The sequence below is a fragment of the Paraburkholderia pallida genome (genome assembly GCF_004524855.1).
Taxonomy (GTDB): domain Bacteria; phylum Pseudomonadota; class Gammaproteobacteria; order Burkholderiales; family Burkholderiaceae; genus Paraburkholderia; species Paraburkholderia oxyphila.
Genome location: NZ_CP038149.1, coordinates 2136174 through 2157543 on the forward strand (window position 1 = coordinate 2136174; position 21370 = coordinate 2157543).

Consider the following 21370-nt stretch of genomic DNA (forward strand, 5'->3'; position numbering starts at 1 on the left):
CCATTGCCCTCGCCTAAAATCCAAAGATGTTCAGTGTGTCATCGCGATGGCAACTCGACCCATGCGCTTGCTTTTGACAAGGCTTTCCCCTAAGCGAGATTGAATTCACACTCGCGCCACAGATCCACCGTCATCCAAATTTGCCTTTTCGGATTCTGCCTACGACAATCGGCACGCGACGATTGATTGACAGAACAACGGAGGCTTCGTGAAGAGTCCACGTGCGTGGTCATTTTTGACAATTGATGGAAAGCGGCAATACGGCGGAAACACTGGATATGATGACGACCCGTCGTCCATCTACCGGTACGACAGCGATGTTGCCAACCACCGGCAAGTAGAAGAAGGCCACGTTATAGTTCTGCGCTCCGGCTCCGAGGTTCTGGGCATTGCAGAGATTACGAAGATAACCTCTGAGAACGGCGAAAAGGAACGGCTGCGCTGCCCTGTATGTCAGGTCACAAGCATAAAGCGACGATCGACAAAGCGGCCACAATGGGCATGCCGGAATCAACACCTGTTCGACGAACCAGCACGACAGGTGGTTCAGGTTGATACTTACGCCGCTCACTACGGTTCTACTTATAGAAGTGCGCCGGAAGACTTGACTCTCGAACTCCTAAATGAAGCGGTCATTAGACCAAGCGATCAAATGTCGATCAAAGAGATCGATCTGGCCAAAATAGAAGCATGGGTTCTCCCGGACGCCGGCTGCCGTGAAGTCATCTTCGACTACATCGACGCAATTGCGGCGGACTCCTTTGAGGAAACCCAATCGCCGCCGGATTCAATCATTGACGCGAGACGCCGCGTAATGCGCGAAATAAGCCTTAGGCGCGGGCAAAGTCAATTTCGCGAGCGGCTCATCAAACGCTACGGCTCGGCATGCCAAATCACCAGGTGCACCTTCCCGGGACTGGTTGAAGCGGCACATATCCGCCCGTATGCAAAAACAAATGACAATGGCGTCCTGAACGGTCTGCTGCTTAGAAGCGACCTCCACACCCTGTTTGACCTTTACCTACTGAGTGTTGAACCGGAAAGCATGGCAGTCAGCCTGCACCCAGCTTTGCTGGCAATTGGCTACGCGCCTTACGACGGCGCACAACTGTTCGTAAATGAAACCTCCGGTCCCGACAGCCACGCACTGGTGGAGCACTGGAATTTGTTTAGCCGCCGTCGAAATCAAAATCTTGCTGACTTTGGCTAATTCATATGATTCACGCGAGAGGAAGGCTTGGACCAATAACCATGAACGCATGGAGGTGAACAGATTCCGCACTCTTGACTCACCTAATTCTTGTGTGAACGCCCCAGAACCAATGTCTCCCGAAAACCTTCACCTTACCGCTTGCGCGCCGCTGTGCCATGTGCGTTAGTAAAGCATGTTCCATGACCTGGGAGTCCCATGAAATTTTTCACCGTTATCAATGGAAGAAACGCGCATTTTTTTGCGCGCGCTTCGGATCACCGGTGAATGAATCTGAATCGATTCGCTTCACCCTACGCTGAGTCAAAACAGCCTCGCACACCAAGACCTACTCCCGAAAACGCTCACCTTCCGCGCGACGACGCCCTATTGCGAACGCCTCCGGCTCAAATCACAAAGCGGCTATCCTCGTCCAATACCCTCGGCAGCGGCATGAGATCCGAGCGCGCGAAGCGTATCAGCGAAAACGCGCGCACGCCCTGCGGACTGGCCGGAAGATGCGCGAGCGGAAACACGATCTCCGCGCCTCCGCCCGGCGCGCCGTGCTCGATCACGACGTTCATCGGGCTCAGCCGCACATGCTTCATCTCGACGTTCGCGTGCTGCGCGGGATGCGTGAGGACGTCGCAAATCACGTCCATTTCATGCTCGAGCGCATCCGTCTTCAGGCCGAGCGCCGCGAGCGCCTGCTCGTTCGCCTCGATTTGCGCCTGCAGTTGCGCAAGCTCCGCGGCGTTCGCGATCGCGCGCTCGCCCACCATCTTCTGCGTGCCCGCGCCCTGACGCGTGAGCAGCTGGCGGCGCGTGCGCAGCAGCGCGCGCTCCTGTTCCAGCGCGTCGCGGCGCGTCTCGTCAGCGCCGATCTGCGCGAGACCTTCCAGCGCGATCTGCTCGACCACGCGCTGCACGATGTGCTCGCGCAGATCCGCTTCGGATTCGCCGCACACACGCACCTGATGATCGTCGAAACTCAGCGTGGTCTGGGCGACGTCGGCATGCACGTGGTCGCCTTGCTGCGCGACGCCGAAGCCGCGGCGCTCGTTCATCGCCATGCCCAGCACCGCCCAGGTTTCGCGCGCGAGCGGATGGCTCTCGAACCACGCATGCAGATCGGGCGAGCGGCTCAGCACATGCGCGATCTCGTCGGGCACGGCAAAGAACGCGTGAATATAGGGATCGGCAAGCCAGTTTGCGGCGCTCGCCTCGCGCGCGGGCGGCAGGCGCTCGACGATGTCGCGCACGTACGTAATCGATTGCGCGAGCGCGGGGCGCAGCCGCTCGCGATAATCGCGCGCGAGCTTCAGCGAGGGGCTGAGCACGATCAGCCGTTCGACGAGCGCGCGCGTCTGCGCCGTCTCCTGAACCGGCAGCGCGCGTTTGCGTGGCCACAGTCGGTCGAAAAAGCCCATGGTGCAACTCCGTAGCGCGGCGTCGGCGACGCTCGAGGGACGAGCCGGCCAGCGCATATCGCGAGTCACTATACCGTTTCCCTACTGCCCCTCTATGACAGCGTGCCGTAGCGCACCGCTCCCGAAAACGCTCACCTTTGCAGATTCTCCCAGACGCTTTGCCAAGAAAAATCCGCGAAGCAACTTATCAACGTGCAGGAAAAAAACGCTTTTTGGCACCTCGCAGTGAATATCTGCTCCCGCAGACACTCACCTTTGCCATTTGCGAACCCGGTTACCCAGTCATCGGCGATTTTTTCGGCACTCGCCGCATGCCTGGCATCCGCGCCCCCGAAAACGCTCACCTTTGCTGGCCGCCCCCCAAAATCGACCCCCGAATTCCCTCACCTTTGAGCGCTCACGCAGTTCACTAACGACGCCATTGCGCACGCTCCAATTACTTTGGATATCGAATCACTTAGTCGATTTAGCTGGCAGCCCGAATCGATCGCATCGCGCCTTCTTCGACTATGCGCCAATCGGGTTTGCCTCGAGCCTTTCATCGACCCCTTCAAATATCTTGCAATCCGAACGATTCGCACGCAACAAGCCTCACGTTCGCCGGGAACGCCGATTGCGCGGCGGCCCCGCCGCGCCAATGACGAGCCACGCAAACACATCGGGACAAACCCCTGTTGCAGGCGGCTCAGGCCATGCCGGTGCGAGCCGCGCTGCCGCACGGCCCAGTTTTAGAGTGATTCGTTCAATTGACAGCGGCCAATGTCATGATCCAATCTTCAGCGCATAAATTATTAAGAAACAGGGAGAACACACATGTTGGAGAGCATGCTCCGCTGCATTGTGCTGGCCGCAGCCGCCACGCCGTTGCTGGTCGCGTGTGGCGGCGGTAACGCCAGCGATCCGGCGCCCGTCACCCCGGCACAATGCTCGGGATCGACCTGCGCGAACCAGGGCCCGCCCGCGAGCCAGCCCGCCACCACAGCGCTGTGCCCGGCCGCCGCCGATATCGCCAAAAACACCTACCTGGGCGGCGCGGGCAGCGGCGAAGTCGTGAGCCTGAACATCGATCCCACCAGGATGACCTACTCGCTCACCTTCCTCGCGTCGCCGATTCCGGTGAACTCGAGCTCGGTGCAGAACACGCGTGCGGGTCTCACGGTCACGGGCGCGGTCCAGCATCCGCCCAGCGGCTCGCTGCCCACGGCCGCGCAGATCGCCTGCGCGTTCCAGCTTCAGCAGGGCACCGGCACGATCGGCGGCAGCACCTACACGACCGCCTATAACGCCAACAATCCGCCCACCATCTATGTGGGCTTCGGCGTGGCGGGCGGCGGCATTCCGGGCGCGACCGTGGACTTCAGCGGCGACCAGCTTGCCTCCACGCTCTTCCCCAATGTGAAGGCCCGTTCGTTCGACTTCTATCCGTTCATCGGCTTTTCGTCGGTGAGCACGAGCATCGCCGACCTGAAGGGCTCATATAACGCGCTGCTCTATCACATCCTGCCGTCGAACAACTTCGCGCCCGCAGCCGAAGTCACGCAGGAACAGTACGATGCGAGCGGCAACTGCAGCGTACCGTCCGGCGCAACCAACACGAGCTGCGCGACGGCCACGAGCACGTGGGCCGCTGACGCGAACGGCAGCTACTTCGACAGCGCCAACGCGCCGCAAATCGAAACGCCCACTCCTGTTGGCACGCCGCTCGTCGGCCCGCTCCTCGGGCTCGTCGTCCAGCGCAACGGCGCGACGGCGCATCTGATCCTCGGCAAGCTCAACAATGCGATCGTGCCGATCGTCGTGCGCACCGGCTACGTGAACGAGAACCTCACGAACGCCCACGTAGACGACGAATCGGGCATCGCGTTGATGGCGCCGGCCACCACGCTCAAGTCGGGCGCGTTCGACGGCAGCTATATCGGCGCCGATTCGAACTTCGCCTACACGGCCACGCTCATCAACGGCCAGACCGCGGGCTTCCTCAAGCCCTCGACGATGACGACGCAAAGCACGTTCACGCTCGACTACACGCAGACGCAACCGGGCCTGATTGGCGCGGTCGACGGCAACGGCAACAAGGGCAACGTGATCGCGGTAGGCGGCCTGTACGGCATCTTCCTGAACGGCGAGGAGAACGGCGGCGTCACGTCGACCTCGGCCAACAGCGCCACCCCGAACCAGCCCTACTTCGGCGTGGGGGCGCTGATCCAGCCGCAGTAAGCGTCGCGCGGCAGGCATCCGACGCCAATTCGTTCGGATGCCGAATCGATTCAAGGAAGCCCGACCGGGGCGCAAGGACAGGGAGCCTGCGCCCCGCCAACAAGAACTACCGGAGACGCGGTATGAAATCCAGGATCATCGCGACGCTTGGCGTTGGCGCGCCGCTGCTGCTTACGCTGAGCGCGTGCGGCGGTGGCGGCGGCAACAGCAGCCCGCCACTCGTCGAAACCTCACTCTGTCCGACCACGCTCGACTACAACACCGTCTACACGGGCGGCGGCGGCGACGGCGAAGTCGTCAAGCTTCAGATCGACACCACCAAGAAGACCTGGCAAATCACCTATGTGGAGTCGCCGATCCCGGCCACGACGGGCACCGTCACGCCCACACGCAAGGGCCAGGTGGTGTCGGGCACGATTACTCAGGAGACCGGACTGCCCACCGCGAAGCTCAATCAGTGCGCGTTCCAGCTCAACGGCGCGAGCCTCGATCCGAACCGCCCCGCGCGCGTGTTCATCGGCGAAGGCGTGGCGGGCGGCACGATTCCGGGCGCCCAGATCCAGTTCGCGGGATCGGGCGGCATCGGCGTCGTGCCGGACACGACGTTCCCGTACTACCCGTTCATCGCCTTTTCGTCGATCGAGACGAATATCGCCAACGTCGCCGGCACGTATAACCAGCTCGGCTATCACCAGGTGCCGTCGCAGAACTTTCTGCCCGCGGCCGTCGACGCGAAGATCACCATCAACGCCGACGGCTCGTGGACCGAGTGCGACAACACCGGCGTGAACGCCGGCAAATGCCAGCAGCCGGGCACGAACCTGGCGCCATCGGCCGATGGCAGCGGCGCGTTTGAAACCGATCACTTCCAGGGGCAGGTCAAGCCCACGCTCGTGACCGGACAGAACGCGGCCAAGGGCTTCATGATCGTCGGCAAGCTGCGCGGGCAACTCATGCCGGTGCTCGTGCGCACGGGCGTGGCGTATCCGCAGGTGGGCGTCGATCCGCAGAGCGGCGCGACCGGCCCCGTCGCCGACGACGAATCGGGCATCTCCGTGCTCGCGCCGCAGACGGCTGTTGCGCAGGGCTCGCAGGACGGCGAGTACATCAGCGTGGACAGCCAGTTCGATTACCGCACGCTCGCGCTCGCCGGCACGCAGGCCACGCTGCTCGATCCGTTCAATGCCTCGCAGGCTTCGCTCGCGACCGCGCTCAATCTGGACTTCACGGAAAGCGTGCCGGGCGTCGTGACGACCACGCACGTGAACGCGTCGACCGGCACGACCCCGACCGGCAAGATGACCTTCACGGGCGGCGTGTTCAGCTTCCTCGACATGACGAATCCGTCCTCGCCGTATTTCACGGCCGGCGCCTTCGTGCAATGACGCCTGCCATGACTCGCGCAGTCGCACATGGATAAACCAGGGCCGTGCAGCCCATGAGGTGACCGCCTGCACGCACGCTAGCGCGTGCGTGCAGTCTGGCGTGCGCAGGAACGGCCGTTCATGAGACGGCCGCCGCGCACAAAGCCAGCAACAGGCAGGGACACCCGAACCTGAGAGCAGCAAAAAAGAACAGGGAGGAATGATGAGACGTATCGCAAAGCCAATGCTGGCAGCGGCGGCGGTCGTGCTGAGCACGACCGCCCACGCCCAGCACGCGGGCGACAACGTGGCCGTGCTCGGCTGGTTCCACGTCGCGCCCAAGGACTCGAGCACACCGCTCACGACCACCGTCGCACCCACGCCGATCAACACGCCGCTGCGCCTGCCGAATTCATTCACGTCGCAAGGCACGAGCCTGTCGACGAACAACGCAAACACGGTCGGCCTCGTGTTCACCCACTTCCTGACCGATCACATTGCGGTCTCCTCGGTGGCGGGCGTGCCGCCCACCTTCAAGCTCTACGGCCACGGCACGATCAAGCCGCCCGGCCCCGCGGGCGCGCTCGGCAGCCAGAACCTCGACAACCCGGCCACCAACCCCATCGTGCAGAGCGTGCGCCAATGGAGCCCGGCGCTGATCTTTCAGTACTATTTCCGGAATGCCGACGCGAAGTTCCGCCCGTTCGTGGGCATCGGCGTCTCGTACAACTGGTTCTCGGACATCCAGCTCAACCCGAACTTCGTGAAGGCCACCCAGGACGATCTGGGCTCCGTGCTCGCCGCCGGCGCGGGCAAGCCCGGAGCGACGCAGGTGAGCGCGAAGGCGTCGTCGTCGTGGCAGCCCGTGTTCAATCTGGGCGCCGAATACAACATCACGGCGCATCTGGGGCTCGTGGCTTCGCTCACGTACATTCCGCTGAAGACCACGTCTTCGGTGATCGTGAAAGCCGCCGACGGCACCGAGCTCGCCGTGAGCCGCGCCGAGCTCAAGGCCGATCCGCTCATCTCGTTCCTCGCGGTGTCGTACAAGTTCTGAGGCGCGTTTCACACGTTTCGCACGTTTTGCGTGCCTCGCGTGCATCCCGCACGCCTGGCGCGTGCGCGCCAACGCGCGTTCGTGGCGCTCGCGCGACGGCTCTTGCTAAAATCGGCGCATGCCGAAATCGCCCACGCCCCCCGTTACCGACACCGCGCCCGAAGCCGCCGCCGACAGTGAATACACCGTCGACGAACTCGCGCGCGTGGCCGGCACCACGGTGCGCAACGTGCGCGCCTATCAGGACCGCGACCTGCTCATGCCGCCCGACAAGCGCGGCCGCGTGGGCATCTACAACGACTCCCACGTGGCGCGCCTGAAGCTCATCAATCACCTGCTCGCGCGCGGCTATACGCTTTCGAACATCCAGGACCTCATCAAGGCCATCGACGACGGCGGCGACCTGCGCTCGATTCTCGGTCTCGAGAATGCGATCGGCGGTCCGTGGTCACACACACGGCCAAGAACCTATTCCCTGCCCGAGCTGATCAAGCTGTTCGGCCCGCAGGTGCCCAGCAGCCTCACGCGGCTCGCGAAGCTCGGGCTGCTCGAACGCCAGGGCCTGTCGTTCGTCGCGCGCAACCCTGCCATGCTCGACGCCGCCGCGGCCACAGTGCGCGAAGGCATTCCGGCGCGCGAGCTGCTGGACGTGCTCGAAGAGGCGCGCCCGCATTTCGATGCCATTGCGAGCGCGCTGGTCGCGATGGTCGTGCGGCATCTCGATCGCTACGACGCGGGCGCCCTGCCGCCCGCCACCGACATGCCCGCGCTCGTCGACGCGATCTGGCGGCTGCGGCCCCTCTCCACCGTGTTCGTCGAGAACGAAATCCTGCGCGCGCTCGAAGAGCAGTCGAGCGCCTATCTGGGCGGGCGCGTCGCCACGATCCTCGAGCAGACGCTGGGGCGACGCCCTGGCGCGGGCGCAGCTTCCGCATCTGCGGCTCAGGAGGCGCCGCCCGAACCGGATGAAGCGGCCACGAAGTCCTCCCAGGCTCGGGCCATGCCGAAATCGGCCAGAGCAGCCGCGAAGCAATCCGCCGGTAAAACGGCTGGCAAAGCGGCAGCCAAAAAGCGCTGACCCAACACGTGCGGCGGAGCACTCCGAACCGCCTCACCTTCGCGGGCTTGTCTTAAGACCCCGTTTTTCTCGTCCGCTTCTCTCCATCCGCCTCACTCGCCCTCGGCGCGAAACCCTCGTCTGACGGGCGTTGGCGCGTTGTTTTGCTCTGCGCGCCATTGACTGGAGGGCTCCCTCTAGTCCCTTGCGCCAATGCGCCTCAGCCACTATGTTTACATTATTCAATGTAACAGTTATCACTGGACCATAGGGAGACGCTCCGGATGAACGCACCCACCCGGTGTTTCGACGCGGTCGGCTCAGACGCGGCCGGCATAGGCGCGGTCGGCTCAGACGCGGCCGGCATAGGCGCGGCCGGCTCAGACGCGGCCGGCACAGGCGCGGTCGGCTCAGACGCGGCCGGCACAGGCGCGGTCGGCTCAGACGCGGCCGGCAATGGCCACGCAGCCGAGCCGCTCGGCATCGCCATCATCGGCACGGGATTCGCCGGTCTCGGCATGGCGATCCGTCTGCTGCAGCGCGGCCATACCGACTTCGCCTTATTCGAAAAGGCCGGCTCGGTGGGCGGCACCTGGCGCGACAACCATTACCCGGGCTGCGCATGCGATGTGCAATCGCATGTGTACTCGTTCTCGTTCGCGCCCAACCCACGCTGGTCGCGCATGTTCGCGCCGCAGCCCGAGATTCGCGCGTATCTGAACCGCTGCGTCGAGCAGTTCCGCCTCTCGCCCTGGCTGCATTTCGACCACGAGCTGACCAGCGCCCACTGGGACGAGGGCGCGCATTGCTGGCGCCTTGCGTTCGCCAACGGACGGCGCCTCGCCGCGCGCGTGCTGATCTCCGGCATGGGCGGCCTCTCGCGGCCCGCGCTGCCCGCGATTCCCGGCGCGGAAACCTTCCACGGCAAGGCGTTTCATTCGCAGCAGTGGGACCACGGCTATGCGCTCGAAGGCAAGCGCGTGGCCGTGATCGGCACGGGCGCGAGCGCGATCCAGTTCGTGCCGCAAATCGCGCCCCAGGTGGCCCATCTCGCGCTGTTCCAGCGCACGCCGCCGTGGATCATGCCCAAGCCCGACCGGGCGCTCTCGCGCTTCGAACAATGGATGTTCCGCACGCTGCCGTTCACGCAGAAGATCGCGCGCACGGGCCTCTACTGGATGCTGGAGTCGCGCGTGTTGGGCTTCGCGGTCCACCCCGCGCTGATGAAAAACGTGCAGAAGCTCGCGCTGCGGCATATCCACCATCAGGTGAAGGACCCCGCGCTGCGCGAAGCGGTCACGCCCGACTACACGATCGGCTGCAAGCGTGTGCTGATCTCGAACGACTACTATCCGGCGCTCACACGAGCGAATGTGGACGTCGTCACGGACGCGATCGAGCGCATCGACGCCACCGGCGTGATCACGGCGGACGGCAAGCATCACGAGGTGGATTGCCTGATCTACGGCACGGGCTTCCAGGTGGCCGATCCGTTTCCCCCCGGCGCGGTCATCGGGCGCGGCGGCGCGGATATCGTGCAAACCTGGCGCAACGGCGCACATGCCTACCTCGGCACGACCTTGCCTGGTTATCCGAACTTTTTCATGATCGTCGGCCCCAATACGGGGCTTGGCCATAACTCGATGGTCTTCATGATCGAGTCGCAGGTCGAGTACATCCTCGGCGCGCTCGACGCGATGAAGCACGATCACGCCGATGCGATCGAGGTGCGCCCGCAGGTGGAGGCGCGCTACAACGCGCGTATTCAGCAAAAGCTCGACCGGGCGATCTGGTCGGTAGGTGGCTGCAAGAGCTGGTATCTCGACCCGCGCAACGGCAAGAACACCACGCTCTGGCCCGGCTTCACATGGCGCTTCCGGCAGGCCACGGCGCATTTTTCGATCGCCGATTATCAGGTATTTCGCGCGCCGCATCGTGAGGATGCCAAATCACCCCTCACCGTCACCACGCCGACTACCGAGGCCGTCTGAAGCGCAACGAAGCGCAACGCCACGCATAGCCAGGGAGAGAACGCTCATCATGAAGCACTTCGACAACAAGGTCGCCGCGATCACCGGTGCGGGCTCGGGCATGGGCCGCGCGCTCGCCGTCCAGCTCGCCGGCGCCGGCTGCCATCTCGCGCTCGCGGACAAGAACGCGCTCGGGCTCGCCGAAACCGAGCGCATCGTACGCGCGCTCGCCCCCAAGGTGCGCGTAAGCACACGCGTGCTCGACGTGGGCGAGCGCGACGCCGTGTTCGCGTGGGCCGATGAAACCGTCCTCGCGCACGGCCGCGTGAATCTCGTGTTCAACAACGCGGGCGTCGCCCTCTCGAGCACGATCGAAGGCATGTCGTACAGCGATCTCGAGTGGATCGTGAACATCAACTTCTGGGGTGTCGTGCATGGCACCAAGGCCTTCCTGCCGTATCTGAAGGCCTCGGGCGACGGGCATATCGTCAACACGTCGAGCGTGTTCGGCCTGTTCGCGCAACCCGGCATGAGCGCCTACAACGCCACCAAGTATGCGGTGCGCGGCTTCACGGAATCGCTGCGCCAGGAGCTGGACATGATGAAGTGCGGCGTTTCCGCGACCTGCGTGCATCCGGGCGGCATCCGCACGAACATCGCGCAGTCGAGCCGCGTGGCGCCGAACATGGTCGGCTTCATGGTGGCGAGCGAGCAGCACGGCAAGGACGAATTCGAGAAGTTCTTCATCACCACCGCCGACGACGCCGCACGCACGATCCTCAACGGCGTGCGCCGCAACGCGCGGCGCGTGCTGATCGGGCGCGACGCCCGCATGGCGGACTGGCTCGCGCGCGTGCTGCCCGCGGCCTATCAGTCGCTCGTCGTGCTCCAGGCGCGGCGCGAGGCCGCGAAGGCCCGCAAGCGCGCGCACCGCGAACAGTCGAACGGACTGGTCAATGGACTGTCAAGCGGCACCGCCGACACACGCGAACAGACAAGGAACAACAACACAGGCAACAGCAATCAGGGAGAAACAGCATGATGCCGATCCGGCGCGACATCCGCTTCGCGTTACCGCCCGAAAGGGCCTGCGACTGGCACGTCGAGGGCGTGCCGGTCACCCACTTCTTCAATGCGCTTTCGCTGCTGTTTCCGGCCGGCGAGCGCTTTTTCATGGACGCCGTGCGCCACTACCGCGACCGCATCGACGACCCCGAGCTCAAGAAGCAGGTCATGGGCTTCATCGGCCAGGAAGCGATGCACACGCGCGAGCATGTCGAGTACAACGACCTGCTGGAGGCGGCGGGCCTGCCCGCGCACAAGCTCGACAAGCGTCTCTGGGCCATCCTGAACTTCGGGCGCAAAGTGCTGCCGCCGTCGCTGCAGCTCGCGCAGACCGTGGCGCTCGAGCACTACACCGCGATGCTCGCCGACCTGCTGCTCGCGGACACCGGCACGCGCATCGAAGGCTCGGTGCAAGGCTACAAGCAGATGTGGCTCTGGCATGCGCTCGAGGAAACCGAGCACAAGTCCGTTTCGTTTGACGTCTGGAATCTCGTGATCGAGCCCGGCGTAAAACGCTATCTGATGCGCACCGGCACGATGCTCGCGACGACGGTGCTGTTCTGGGTCATCGTGTTCGACTATCACCTCGCGCTCATGCGCCGGCACAAGCGGCGCATCGGCAAGTTCGGCGGCCGCTGGCAGCTCATCAAGTTTCTCTACGGCCCGCGCCACGGCGTGTTCCCCGGCATCGCGCTCGAATGGCTGCGCTTTTTCAAGCCGGGCTTCCATCCTTGGGATCACAACAATCTTCAGTATCTCGAACGAATCGATGGCCTCATCGCGCAGATCGACGAGACCAACGCGCAATACGCTGCGCAGGCCGCGCCGCGCCGCGTGCCGCTGCATCCGGCGGGCACGCCACGCGCCGCCTGACGCAACATGTGCGCCATGAGCGAAGCGGGACACGGCAGTTCACGCGAGCACGACGCGCCTTCGGCGCCGGAACGGCTCGACGTGATATCGGACGGCGTGCGCCTCGCCGTGTACGTGAGCGGGCCGCCCGACGCGCCGCCGCTGGTCCTCGTGCACGGCTATCCGGATTCGGCGCGCGTGTGGGCGGCGCTGCGCCGCGAGCTGGATACGCGTTTCCGCGTGATTGCGTACGACGTGCGCGGCATGGGCGCCTCGGCGGCGCCGCAGCGGCGCGCGGACTACCGGCTCGCGCAGCTCGCCCGCGACCTGTCCGCAGTGGCCGACGCCACCTGTGGCGCGCGGCCGTTTCATCTCGTCGCGCACGACTGGGGCTCGATCCAGTGCTGGGAAGCCGTGACCGACCCGGCCAACTCGACGCGCATTGCCTCCTATACGTCAATTTCGGGGCCGTGCCTCGATCATGTCTTTCACGCCCGCATGCGTCTCTCGCAGACGCTGAAGTCCTGGTACATCGCACTCTTTCATCTGCCGCTCGTGCCACAACTCGTGTGGCGCCTCGGCGGCGCGGCGCTATGGCCGTGGTGGCTGGGCAAGACCGAGGGCGTGCGCGCGGAGCGCGACCCCGATCAGCTGCGCAACGGCATCAACGGGTTGCAGCTTTATCGCGCCAACTTCATTGCGCGCGCCTGGCGTCCGCGCGAGCGGCGCACCGAGGTGCCGGTGCTGTTCATCGTGCCGCGCCTCGACCGCTATGTGACGCCGGCCCTCTCCGAGGGCGTCGCGCAATGGCTGGGCCGCTACCGGCGCGAGGTCATCGACGCTACGCACTGGACCGTCCTGCGCGACGCGCCGCTCATTGCCATGCGCATCGAACGTTTCATCGCGTGGACAAGGCGCGACCCGCAGCCGGCGTCGGCGCAGCCGCGATGCGCGGACGACATCGAGGCATTCCGTGCTGCGCCGGAACGCGGCGAGCCCGAAAGCACCTGAGACAAAGCCAGTCGTACGGACAACGAAGAACACCGTGTTCTTCACTTCTCTCCATCTTGCCAACAGAGGATCGCGTGAACGCCATCGCCTTGCCCCTCGTAACGGGAATTGCCGTGATAGCCCTTGCCTGCGCCGCGCTCATGTCGTTCACGCGGCGCGCGACGCGCCGCATCGAACAGGCCGTGCCGATGGATGGCCGCCACATCGATATCGATGGAGAGCGCATCCATTACGCCGAGTACGGCAGCGGCAACGCCGATGGGCCACCCATCGTCTTCGTGCACGGTCTGTGCGGGCAGATGCGCAATTTCGCGTACCTGCCCCTCGAAGCGCTCGCGCGCGAGCATCGCGTGATCCTTATCGACCGGCCCGGCTCCGGGTACTCCACGCGCGGCGCGCATACGCCGGCCAACATTCGCGCCCAGGCGCACACGGTTGCGCGTCTCATCGCCGCGCTCGGCCTCGAGGCGCCCGTGCTCGTGGGGCATTCGCTCGGCGGCGCAATCGCGTTGGCCGTCGCGCTCGACCATCCGGGGTCGGTCGCGCGGCTCGCGCTCATCGCCCCGCTCACCCATGAGCAGACCGAGGTTCCAAAGGCCTTCCGCGCGCTCGCCGTACGCTCGGCGCGCGTGCGCCGCTTCATGGCGCATATGCTCGCCACGCCCTTCGGCCTCTCCACGAGCACCGCGACGCTCAAGGCCGTGTTCGCGCCCGAAGCGGTGCCCGCGGACTTCCGCACGCGCGGCGGCGCGCTCCTCAGCGTGCGACCGAAGGGGTTCCACAACGCGTCCATGGATCTCATCGCCATCGAAGATTCGGACGATCTCGAGCAGATGGAGCCACGCTACGCAGACCTGACGGTTCCCGTCGACGTGCTGTTCGGCCGCGACGACATCGTCCTCAACTGGATGCGGCACGGCGATGCTCTGCGCCGCCGCTCGAAATGTGTAACGCTCAAGATCGTCAATGGCGGCCACATGCTGCCTGTCACCGCGCCTTCGGCGACCTGCGACTGGCTGCGTGCGGTAATCGCAGGCACAACGCAAGCGCATGACGAACGGCCGATCGCCGTCGACCAGCACGAGGGCGCACAAGCACCCATTGCTCCGGCGCCACTGGGCGGCCGGGCGGCGATATAGTCATGCTGCCAGCGTCTTTATTAGAAAGGAATGCAAACGAATCGCGCGCCGCGTTCTGCGCGATGAGGAAATTGAGAAACAGCCCGCAGCGCAGCCGTTACCATCGCGCTTTTTTCGTCACGCCGTTCGCTGTTCTGTTTGACGTTTCGTTCAAAAAAATAGCGACACAGGGAGCCAAACCATGAATACCGATCCATTGCATCCGACACCGCCCGGCGCTCAGCCCGCTCGCGCGCCGGCGTGGCGTGCGTGGCGCCTCGCTGCACCGCTCGCCTGCGCGGCGCTCGCCTTCGCAAGCGCGGCGACCTTCGCGCAAGACAACACGCCGCCCGATGCAAGCGCACAAGCGAGCACACAACCGGGTGCCCAGCAAGACGCCACGCCAGCCTCGGCGAGCCCATCGGGCAACGCCGCCGCCGAAGTCGGCAAGCTCTCTCTCGAGCAGCAGGTGCGCTGGCTACAGCGCGCACAAAAGAGCGGTGCGCTCGTCAAGATGAGCGATGTGCAACTCACGGCGCTGTTTCAGGCGTTCGATCCCGTCGTCGTGCCCGCACTCATCCAGCTCGGACCTTCGGGCTATCCGTCGTACGAATTCGTGCTCTCGCGCTGGGAGCGCCTGAACGGCAAGTGGCCCAGCAAACCCGCGCACATGCTAGTCAAGCTCACGCACGATCCCCTGCGCATCTACGCGAAATGGCTGCCCGACGGCGAACATTCGGGCGAAGAGGTGATCTACGACGCCTCCAAACGCACCGACCAGATGTACGGGCATCTGGGCGGCCTGCTCGGCGTCATGCCGATGTGGACGGCGCTCGACGGCTCGCTCGCGCGCTCGCAGTCGAATCACAAGATCACGGACCTCGGCACGGAGTTCATCGTGAGCCAGTTCATGACGGACGCGAAGAAGTATGTCGAAGTGGGCGCGCCGTATAAGCCGCAAGTGGAGGTGAGGACGATCGGCGGCGTGCGCGTGGTGGCGCTCACTTATGTTTCGCCAGCCGGCAAGCCGCAGTTCTATGCGAAGAAGCAGACGCTCGGGCTCGACCTGCGCCGCCCGTATTTCCGCACCTTCGAAGCTTACGACAATGACGGCCAGATGTTCGAAAAGATCGTGATCGAAAGCATCACGCCGAAGACCTTCGAGGCCGACGCCTTCGATCCGAAGAACCCCGACTACAAGTTCTAGTGCGCGATGGCAGCGCACCGCGCAGCGCAAAGGTGAGGCTTTTCGGGATCTGCCGACTCCTGGAATTCCTCACCATTGCCGTGCCGGTGAGATTGCCGCGTCTCGCGCGGCTCACCCTGAGCCTGCATCTCCTGGAATTCCTCACCATCACCGCGGCCGGTGAGATTGCCGCGCCTCGCGCAGCTCACCCTGAGCCTGCACCTCCTGGAATTCCTCACCATCGCCGGGGCCGGTGAGATTACCGCACCTCGTGCGGCTCACCCTGAGCCTGCGTCTCCTGGAACAGCTCACCTCAGCGGCGCGCTGCCCTGAATTCCACGCTCAACGATAGCGCTGCAATTCAGGATCCTTGATCGGCTGCGCGGGCAAATTGAGCATGCCTGGCAGCATGCTGAGCTTCGGCAGGCCGTCGACATCGGCCCAGCGGCCACCCGAACCCTGATAAATGATGGTGGGCGTGCCCTGGAAACCCAGGTCCTGGAACAACTTCATATTGCTGTCGAGCTGCGCCTGCGCGGCCGGCGGGATGCTCGCGAGCGGCGCGATGCCGCCCGATTCGTCCTTCTCGGAGTAATGCGTCTCCAGTTCCTTCAGGAGTGCCGCGCTGTTCTTCGACTGCAGCAGGGCCGCCGCCTTGCCCGCGGAATCGGGCTTCAGAAAGCCCATTGGAATCCAGTGAACCTGGAGTCCGACGGCTTCATACGGTTGCAGCGCTTTCCACACCAGGTGACAGAAAATACAGTTGGGGTCCATGAAGACATAAAGCGTCGACTTGACGTTCGCACCACTCGCGCCTTCGACAATCGCGCTCGCGCCCTGGAATTGCGCGGTGGCCGTGGCAGGCAGCCACGCGGTCTCGTCGGCGGCCACGCTCGATGCCGGAGCCGCCAATGCGCCCAGTGTGCTCAGGGCACTCGCTGTAATCAGTGTCGTGATCCACTTCTTCATTATTTACCTTTGGGCATGCTGCGCGTGCAGTCAGGCGCCCTTTGTCATATCAATCGGCTCGATACCGGCCTTGGCAAGAAGCTCCGTATCTTATGGCGCGGGCGTGGCGCGCCCCTGACGCGATTATGGCAAGACTGTCAGGTGAGCACAAAGGTGAGTGTTTGCGGGAGACGCGTGCGCGCTTTGCCGGGCGGGCGCGAGCATGTGTGCATGAGCACACACGGCGGCACCGTGGATGCGTTCGCTCCATCTCCTGGAATTCCTCACCTTATCGAAGGTGAGCAAAACGCGGTGCCCAAACCGCGCTCCCGTGGGTCTGCGTCATTGTGTTGAACACCGCACACATAGGCATCGATAGCGGTGGCGCGCGCTATCGCCGGTGCGCTATAAGATTACCAATTACTTTCATTTCGCTATCAGCACCAGCAGGGGTGAAAGTCTTTGGTTGCCGGCGACGAGCCACACGACGAACGGCAATCAGGCGAACGGATCGGCCGGACGGACGCGAGCGGTAACGCGAGCAACACCGACCAGCCGAAACGTGTCAGACAAGCGCTCAAAGCAGCGCACAAAGCGTTGCACAAGCACGCGCTCGCTGACTACGGGGGATAACCGGTGAAGGACATCACAATCGTCATATGCAGCTACAACTACGAGCGGTTCCTGCGCGAAGCGATCGATTCGGCGCTCGCTCAGGAACCGCAGCGAACCCAGGTCGTCGTGATCGACGACGGCTCGACCGACGGCTCGCGCGACATCATCGCGAGCTACGGTGCGCGTGTGACACCGGTTTTGAAGGCCAATGGCGGGCAGGCGAGCTCGTATAACCTCGGCCTGGAAATGGCCGATACCGAGTACATCCTGTATCTCGACTCCGACGATGTCCTGTATGAAGGCGCGGTTGCGCAAGTGCTCGACACATTCGAGCGCGGCGGCTATGCGAAAGTGCAATTCACCCTGGACGTGATCGACGGCGACAGCCGGTCCATCGGCGTCTGCGTGCCGCATTCGCAACCGCCCGCCGAATGCGCGGGGCTGCTGCGAAGTGGCTGGCTCTACCCCTCACCGCCGGCGTCCGGCAACGCGTATCGCGTCAGCGCGCTCAAACGCGTGTTGCCACTGCCGAAGACGACGCGCCGCGGCATTGCCGCCGACTTCTTTGCCATCTACGGCGTCGCGCTGGTGGGGCCGGTGGGCGTGATCGACACGCCGCTTGGCGGCTATCGCGTGCATCGGCCGGCCAACGAAAGCGGAGCGACTGCCAAACCGCGCGCCGGGCTCTCGATTGCGAACAGCCAGGACGTTGCCGAGGTCGTGCAAGCCTTTCCGCAACGCTGGGACGCGCTGCGCGAGCTCGTGAGCGAGCGCCTCGGCGAGCAATTGCCCGAGCAGCCCATGGACTTCTCCTACGAGAAAGCCCACCTGTGCCTGCGCGTGTACAACGCCCCGTTGTGGCGGCGCTGGCACTGGATCGTTTTCGACTCGCGGCGCTACTTCCGCTCGATCCTCGCGAATCCGTTCTGGACGACGCGCAAGAAGTTCGCGGCGGTCGCATTGACACTGCTCTGCCTCCTGCCGCTGCGCAGCGTCAGCGATCACGCCATTCGCTTTCTCGCCAATCCGCTCGCGCGGGGCACCCAGACCCAGCGATCCTGATCCCGCAAGGGTTTGATCATTCAACGCCGCTCACCCAGGCATTCAATTCGGCATCCTTAATTATTACGACGAAATGCGGTCGCTCTGAAAACAACCGATAACCACGCTTACGGGACCCAACATCATGATGAACGACACGAAAGCCGCGGTAGTGCCGGTCACCCAACCCTTTTTGCCGCCCCTCGGAGAATTCCTGCCTTACCTGGAGCAGATCTGGTCGAACCGCTGGGTGACGAACGATGGTCCGCTGCACCATCGGCTGGAGCAGGCCCTCTGCGAGCACCTCGGCGTGGAGCACATCAGCCTGTTCTCGAACGGCACGCTCGCGCTGATCACCGCGCTGCAGGCCCTCGAGATCACCGGCGAAGTCATTACCACGCCGTTCTCGTTCGTCGCGACGACGCATGCGATCCACTGGAACGGCATCAAGCCGGTTTTCGCCGACATCGACCCCGTGAGCATGAATCTCGATCCGGCGTGTATCGAAGCGGCAATCACGCCCGCGACGCGCGCCATCATGCCGGTGCACGTCTACGGCAACCCGTGCGAGGTCGAGGCGATCGAGCAGATCGCGAATCGCCATGGCTTGAAGGTGATCTACGACGCCGCGCACGCCTTCGGCGTGCGGCGCAACGGCCGCTCGGTCCTGAGCTTCGGCGACATGTCGGTGCTGAGCTTTCATGGCACCAAGATCTTCCACACCTTCGAGGGCGGCGCGATCGTCTGCCGCGACGCGCAGATGAAGCGGCGCATCGACCGGCTCAAGAACTTCGGCATTCAGGACGAAGTGACCGTGGTGGGCCACGGCATCAACGGGAAGATGAACGAGGTTCAAGCCGCGTTCGGTCTCGTGCAATTGCAGCACGTGGACTGGACTCACGCGGCGCGCGCGCGAATCGACGCCTACTATCGCGAGCGTCTCGGTCACGTGAAAGGGCTGCGCCTGCATCAAATCGACCCGGACAGTACGCCTAACTATGCGTATTTCCCCGTGCTCGTGACGCCCGACTTCCCGCTCAGCCGCGACGCGCTTTACGCGGAGCTGCGCGCGCGCCAGATCGCCGTGCGGCGCTACTTCTATCCGCTGATCAGCGAATTCCCGGCGTATAGTGGCCTCGCTTCCGCCGCCCCCGGAAATCTGCCGGCGGCGCGGGCGATCGCGGAGCAGGTGCTGTGTCTGCCCGTCTTCCCCATGCTGGAGCGCGAGGTGCAAGACCGCATCATCGACATCGTGCTGGCCGCGGCGGACGCCACGGTGCAACCGATGCATGCGGTGCAATGAGCGTGCCGGCCAGGACGCGCGAGGAGCACCGCTCATGAGCGACAGCGCTTTTCCCGAAGGCGAACGCGAGAGCGCACGCGCGCGCGAGGCGCAACGACCGCGCAAGCGGGTGCCTCGCGTGCTGCTCTCGCCCTTCACCAATACGACGAATCCGTACATCGATTTGCAGAAGCAACTGCTGCGCGACATCGGCTACGATGTCCGGCCGCTATCGTTGCGCTACCTGCTGCGCGGCGGATGCTTCGATCTGTTCAGACGCTCGACCGTGCTGATGCTGCATTGGATCGAGCTGCGCGCCTTCATCGACAAGGGACGAGGCGTCGTGCCGCGGCTACGCGGATTGCCGGTGGTGCTGCTCTATTGCACGTTGATGGCGCTCGGCCGCGCGCGAGTCGTGTGCTTCGTGCACGACCACGCGGTGCACAATGCGCGCGGCGCCGTGCGCATGCTCTCCGTTGCCTTGATGTCGCTCGTGCGCTGGCTCGCCGATATCCGCATCGTTCACGATCCCCATTACGCCGGGCATTTTTGCGCGCGCTATCTGCCGCATCCGCTCTATTGGGACGTGCCGGGGCGCGTGGTGCCGCCCGCGCGGAGCGGCGCGCGCGAGCCGTCGTTTGCGATTCTCGGCACCGTCGAGCCCTACAAAGGCATCGCCGAGGTGCTCGCCGCCTGGCCGGCCGGCCACACGCTGCTGATTGCCGGGCGAGGTCAGGCGGCCTATGTCGATGCGCTGCGCGCGATCCTGCGCGAGCGGAATCTCTCGGCATGCGTCACGCTCGATGCCCGCTTTCTCAGCGATGCCGAATTCGACGCGCGCATCAGCGCCGCCGACGTCCTGATCCTGCCGCACGTGGCCGATTCGATGCTGGTGAGCGGCGCGTTCTTCGAGGCAATCGGGCGCGTGCCGGTGGTGATCGGGCGGGCCATCCCGTTTACGCGATGGGCTGCGGAGCAGTTCGACAATGTCCTGCTCTTCGAGCACGAAGCGGAGCTGCCGGAGGTGGTGCGCTACGTCACGGAAAACTGGCCGCGCTTTTCGGCGGCCGAGGCGGTGGCGGCGCGTCGCCAGCAGGCCATCGACACGTTCGGGTGGGAGACGTGCAGGCAGCGCTATCGGCAATGCTTCGACGCGTTGACGCAAGACCGGGAGGCGCTCAGAACTTCACCCGCAGTTGAAACCCGATCGTGAAAGGCAGGTCGTCGGAAGGAATCGGCGGGATGACGATGAAGTTCACGCCCACGCGCTTGTAGGCGACCATCACGATGGGCGCGGCTACGGGCCCGATCGTGTGATTGTGGCCGAGCCCCCAGTTGCCGTAGTTATAGCCGGAGATGATGCCGCCCATCGCCGCCAGACGCACGTAGCCCCAATGCAGGAATTCGGGCGCCCAGACCCCGCCGCCGTACCACGAGGGCCGCCGCAGCGAATTGCGAAAGCCGCCGGCCGTGAGCGCCCATGTGTCGCCGGGCCAGCATTCGATGCCGAGGCCCGGGTTGAACTGCTCGAAGTCTTTGTCGGGATGAACGTGGTACGAGCCGACCATCGCATCGACCCACAGGCCGGCGCCGCACCAGTTGGCCGCGTGTGCGCCCGTTGCGGCGCCAAGCGTGAGCGCCGTGAACGCGATGAGCGTTGCCGCCTTCGGAACCTTCTTGCGCCCGTTGATCGTTGCTGGGGCCCTGGCCCGCGCTTGGGCCGCCGGGCGCGCTTCAGGACCTACTCCGGTCTCTCGAACAGCGGGTGCGATCCCGCGCCAACTTGTCCTGCCACCGCGCACTTGCCAACACCGCATGGGCTCTCCGTCCTCTCGCTTGCCGAATCGCTTCGGTTCGTCTGCTGCTGGGTCTGTTGATGCTCTCTTTCTGGCGACTGCAAACTTTACAGCAAGAGCGCCCGTGCGCGTATGGAATCCAGGCTCGGATTCGCGCATCGAGCGCGCAGGC

At 64.4% G+C, this 21370-nt stretch carries 17 protein-coding genes; 14 read left to right on the plus strand and 3 right to left on the minus strand.

The features are described from left to right. Positions 1–208: 208 nt before the first annotated feature. On the plus strand, positions 209–1210 hold the full coding sequence (locus E1956_RS24700) for an HNH endonuclease (RefSeq protein ID WP_134753768.1): 1002 nt from the start codon (positions 209–211) through the stop codon (positions 1208–1210). A gap of 386 nt (positions 1211–1596) precedes the next feature. Here E1956_RS24700 and E1956_RS24705 read toward each other — a convergent pair whose 3' ends face one another. Then, positions 1597–2619, minus strand: coding sequence for a hypothetical protein (locus E1956_RS24705; RefSeq protein ID WP_134753770.1), 1023 nt, complete (start codon positions 2617–2619; stop codon positions 1597–1599). An 813-nt stretch (positions 2620–3432) separates the two neighbouring features. Here E1956_RS24705 and E1956_RS24710 point away from each other — a divergent pair. From E1956_RS24710 to E1956_RS24755, 10 genes are all read left to right on the plus strand, one after another. Beyond that, positions 3433–4836 (plus strand): DUF2957 domain-containing protein, encoded by a 1404-nt coding sequence (locus E1956_RS24710; RefSeq protein WP_134753772.1) that lies wholly within the window; start codon positions 3433–3435, stop codon positions 4834–4836. Between the two features lie 122 nt (positions 4837–4958). Continuing rightward, positions 4959–6221 carry a DUF2957 domain-containing protein gene (locus tag E1956_RS24715; protein ID WP_134753774.1) on the plus strand — a complete coding sequence of 421 codons (1263 nt, stop codon included), beginning with the start codon at positions 4959–4961 and terminating at the stop codon, positions 6219–6221. A gap of 202 nt (positions 6222–6423) precedes the next feature. Then, a complete protein-coding gene (locus tag E1956_RS24720; protein ID WP_167760131.1) occupies positions 6424–7257 on the plus strand; it encodes an OmpW/AlkL family protein in 834 nt (277 codons plus the stop codon). A gap of 118 nt (positions 7258–7375) precedes the next feature. Further along, positions 7376–8335 carry a MerR family transcriptional regulator gene (locus E1956_RS24725; RefSeq protein WP_134753776.1) on the plus strand — a complete coding sequence of 320 codons (960 nt, stop codon included), beginning with the start codon at positions 7376–7378 and terminating at the stop codon, positions 8333–8335. A 263-nt stretch (positions 8336–8598) separates the two neighbouring features. Continuing rightward, on the plus strand, positions 8599–10305 hold the full coding sequence (locus E1956_RS24730; RefSeq protein ID WP_232071595.1) for a flavin-containing monooxygenase: 1707 nt from the start codon (positions 8599–8601) through the stop codon (positions 10303–10305). A 49-nt stretch (positions 10306–10354) separates the two neighbouring features. Continuing rightward, complete coding sequence (locus E1956_RS24735) at positions 10355–11326, plus strand: SDR family NAD(P)-dependent oxidoreductase (RefSeq protein WP_134753778.1); 972 nt, start codon at positions 10355–10357, stop codon at positions 11324–11326. Beyond that, positions 11323–12222 carry a metal-dependent hydrolase gene (locus E1956_RS24740; protein WP_134753780.1) on the plus strand — a complete coding sequence of 300 codons (900 nt, stop codon included), beginning with the start codon at positions 11323–11325 and terminating at the stop codon, positions 12220–12222. Before E1956_RS24735 ends, E1956_RS24740 begins: the two co-directional genes overlap by 4 nt. 15 nt (positions 12223–12237) lie before the next feature. Further along, positions 12238–13212 carry an alpha/beta fold hydrolase gene (locus tag E1956_RS24745; protein WP_134753782.1) on the plus strand — a complete coding sequence of 325 codons (975 nt, stop codon included), beginning with the start codon at positions 12238–12240 and terminating at the stop codon, positions 13210–13212. Positions 13213–13352: 140 nt separating this feature from the next. Further along, complete coding sequence (locus E1956_RS24750) at positions 13353–14351, plus strand: alpha/beta fold hydrolase (RefSeq protein WP_134754860.1); 999 nt, start codon at positions 13353–13355, stop codon at positions 14349–14351. Between the two features lie 181 nt (positions 14352–14532). After that, on the plus strand, positions 14533–15537 hold the full coding sequence (locus E1956_RS24755; protein WP_134753787.1) for a DUF1571 domain-containing protein: 1005 nt from the start codon (positions 14533–14535) through the stop codon (positions 15535–15537). A 321-nt stretch (positions 15538–15858) separates the two neighbouring features. Here E1956_RS24755 and E1956_RS24760 read toward each other — a convergent pair whose 3' ends face one another. Further along, positions 15859–16485, minus strand: a complete 627-nt coding sequence (locus E1956_RS24760) for a thioredoxin fold domain-containing protein (protein ID WP_134753789.1) — start codon at positions 16483–16485, stop codon at positions 15859–15861. Between the two features lie 615 nt (positions 16486–17100). On the opposite strand from E1956_RS24760, the gene E1956_RS24765 reads away from it, so the two are divergent. From E1956_RS24765 to E1956_RS24775, 3 genes are all read left to right on the plus strand, one after another. After that, positions 17101–18141: a glycosyltransferase family 2 protein gene (locus E1956_RS24765; protein ID WP_134753791.1), complete on the plus strand. Its 1041-nt coding sequence runs from the start codon at positions 17101–17103 to the stop codon at positions 18139–18141. 124 nt (positions 18142–18265) lie between these two features. Further along, on the plus strand, positions 18266–19423 hold the full coding sequence (locus E1956_RS24770) for a DegT/DnrJ/EryC1/StrS family aminotransferase (RefSeq protein ID WP_269467638.1): 1158 nt from the start codon (positions 18266–18268) through the stop codon (positions 19421–19423). A 34-nt stretch (positions 19424–19457) separates the two neighbouring features. Further along, positions 19458–20615 carry a glycosyltransferase family protein gene (locus E1956_RS24775; protein WP_134753793.1) on the plus strand — a complete coding sequence of 386 codons (1158 nt, stop codon included), beginning with the start codon at positions 19458–19460 and terminating at the stop codon, positions 20613–20615. Here E1956_RS24775 and E1956_RS24780 read toward each other — a convergent pair. Next, the gene (locus E1956_RS24780) at positions 20581–21219 is read right to left on the minus strand and encodes a hypothetical protein (protein WP_232071599.1); all 639 of its coding nucleotides are present in this window, start codon (positions 21217–21219) and stop codon (positions 20581–20583) included. The genes E1956_RS24775 and E1956_RS24780 overlap by 35 nt on opposite strands. Between the last annotated feature and the right edge of the window lie 151 nt (positions 21220–21370).

What these genes read in the sequence shown, in the direction of transcription:
- E1956_RS24735 (WP_134753778.1), top strand. Translation starts at nt 10,355, where the DNA reads ATGAAGCACTTCGACAACAAGGTCGCCGCGATCACCGGTGCGGGCTCG.
- E1956_RS24720 (WP_167760131.1), top strand. Translation starts at nt 6,424, where the DNA reads ATGAGACGTATCGCAAAGCCAATGCTGGCAGCGGCGGCGGTCGTGCTG.
- E1956_RS24705 (WP_134753770.1), bottom strand. Translation starts at nt 2,619, where the DNA reads ATGGGCTTTTTCGACCGACTGTGGCCACGCAAACGCGCGCTGCCGGTT.
- E1956_RS24745 (WP_134753782.1), top strand. Translation starts at nt 12,238, where the DNA reads ATGAGCGAAGCGGGACACGGCAGTTCACGCGAGCACGACGCGCCTTCG.
- E1956_RS24725 (WP_134753776.1), top strand. Translation starts at nt 7,376, where the DNA reads ATGCCGAAATCGCCCACGCCCCCCGTTACCGACACCGCGCCCGAAGCC.
- E1956_RS24715 (WP_134753774.1), top strand. Translation starts at nt 4,959, where the DNA reads ATGAAATCCAGGATCATCGCGACGCTTGGCGTTGGCGCGCCGCTGCTG.
- E1956_RS24780 (WP_232071599.1), bottom strand. Translation starts at nt 21,219, where the DNA reads ATGCGGTGTTGGCAAGTGCGCGGTGGCAGGACAAGTTGGCGCGGGATC.
- E1956_RS24770 (WP_269467638.1), top strand. Translation starts at nt 18,266, where the DNA reads ATGATGAACGACACGAAAGCCGCGGTAGTGCCGGTCACCCAACCCTTT.
- E1956_RS24740 (WP_134753780.1), top strand. Translation starts at nt 11,323, where the DNA reads ATGATGCCGATCCGGCGCGACATCCGCTTCGCGTTACCGCCCGAAAGG.
- E1956_RS24750 (WP_134754860.1), top strand. Translation starts at nt 13,353, where the DNA reads ATGTCGTTCACGCGGCGCGCGACGCGCCGCATCGAACAGGCCGTGCCG.
- E1956_RS24730 (WP_232071595.1), top strand. Translation starts at nt 8,599, where the DNA reads ATGAACGCACCCACCCGGTGTTTCGACGCGGTCGGCTCAGACGCGGCC.
- E1956_RS24760 (WP_134753789.1), bottom strand. Translation starts at nt 16,485, where the DNA reads ATGAAGAAGTGGATCACGACACTGATTACAGCGAGTGCCCTGAGCACA.
- E1956_RS24710 (WP_134753772.1), top strand. Translation starts at nt 3,433, where the DNA reads ATGTTGGAGAGCATGCTCCGCTGCATTGTGCTGGCCGCAGCCGCCACG.
- E1956_RS24755 (WP_134753787.1), top strand. Translation starts at nt 14,533, where the DNA reads ATGAATACCGATCCATTGCATCCGACACCGCCCGGCGCTCAGCCCGCT.
- E1956_RS24775 (WP_134753793.1), top strand. Translation starts at nt 19,458, where the DNA reads ATGAGCGACAGCGCTTTTCCCGAAGGCGAACGCGAGAGCGCACGCGCG.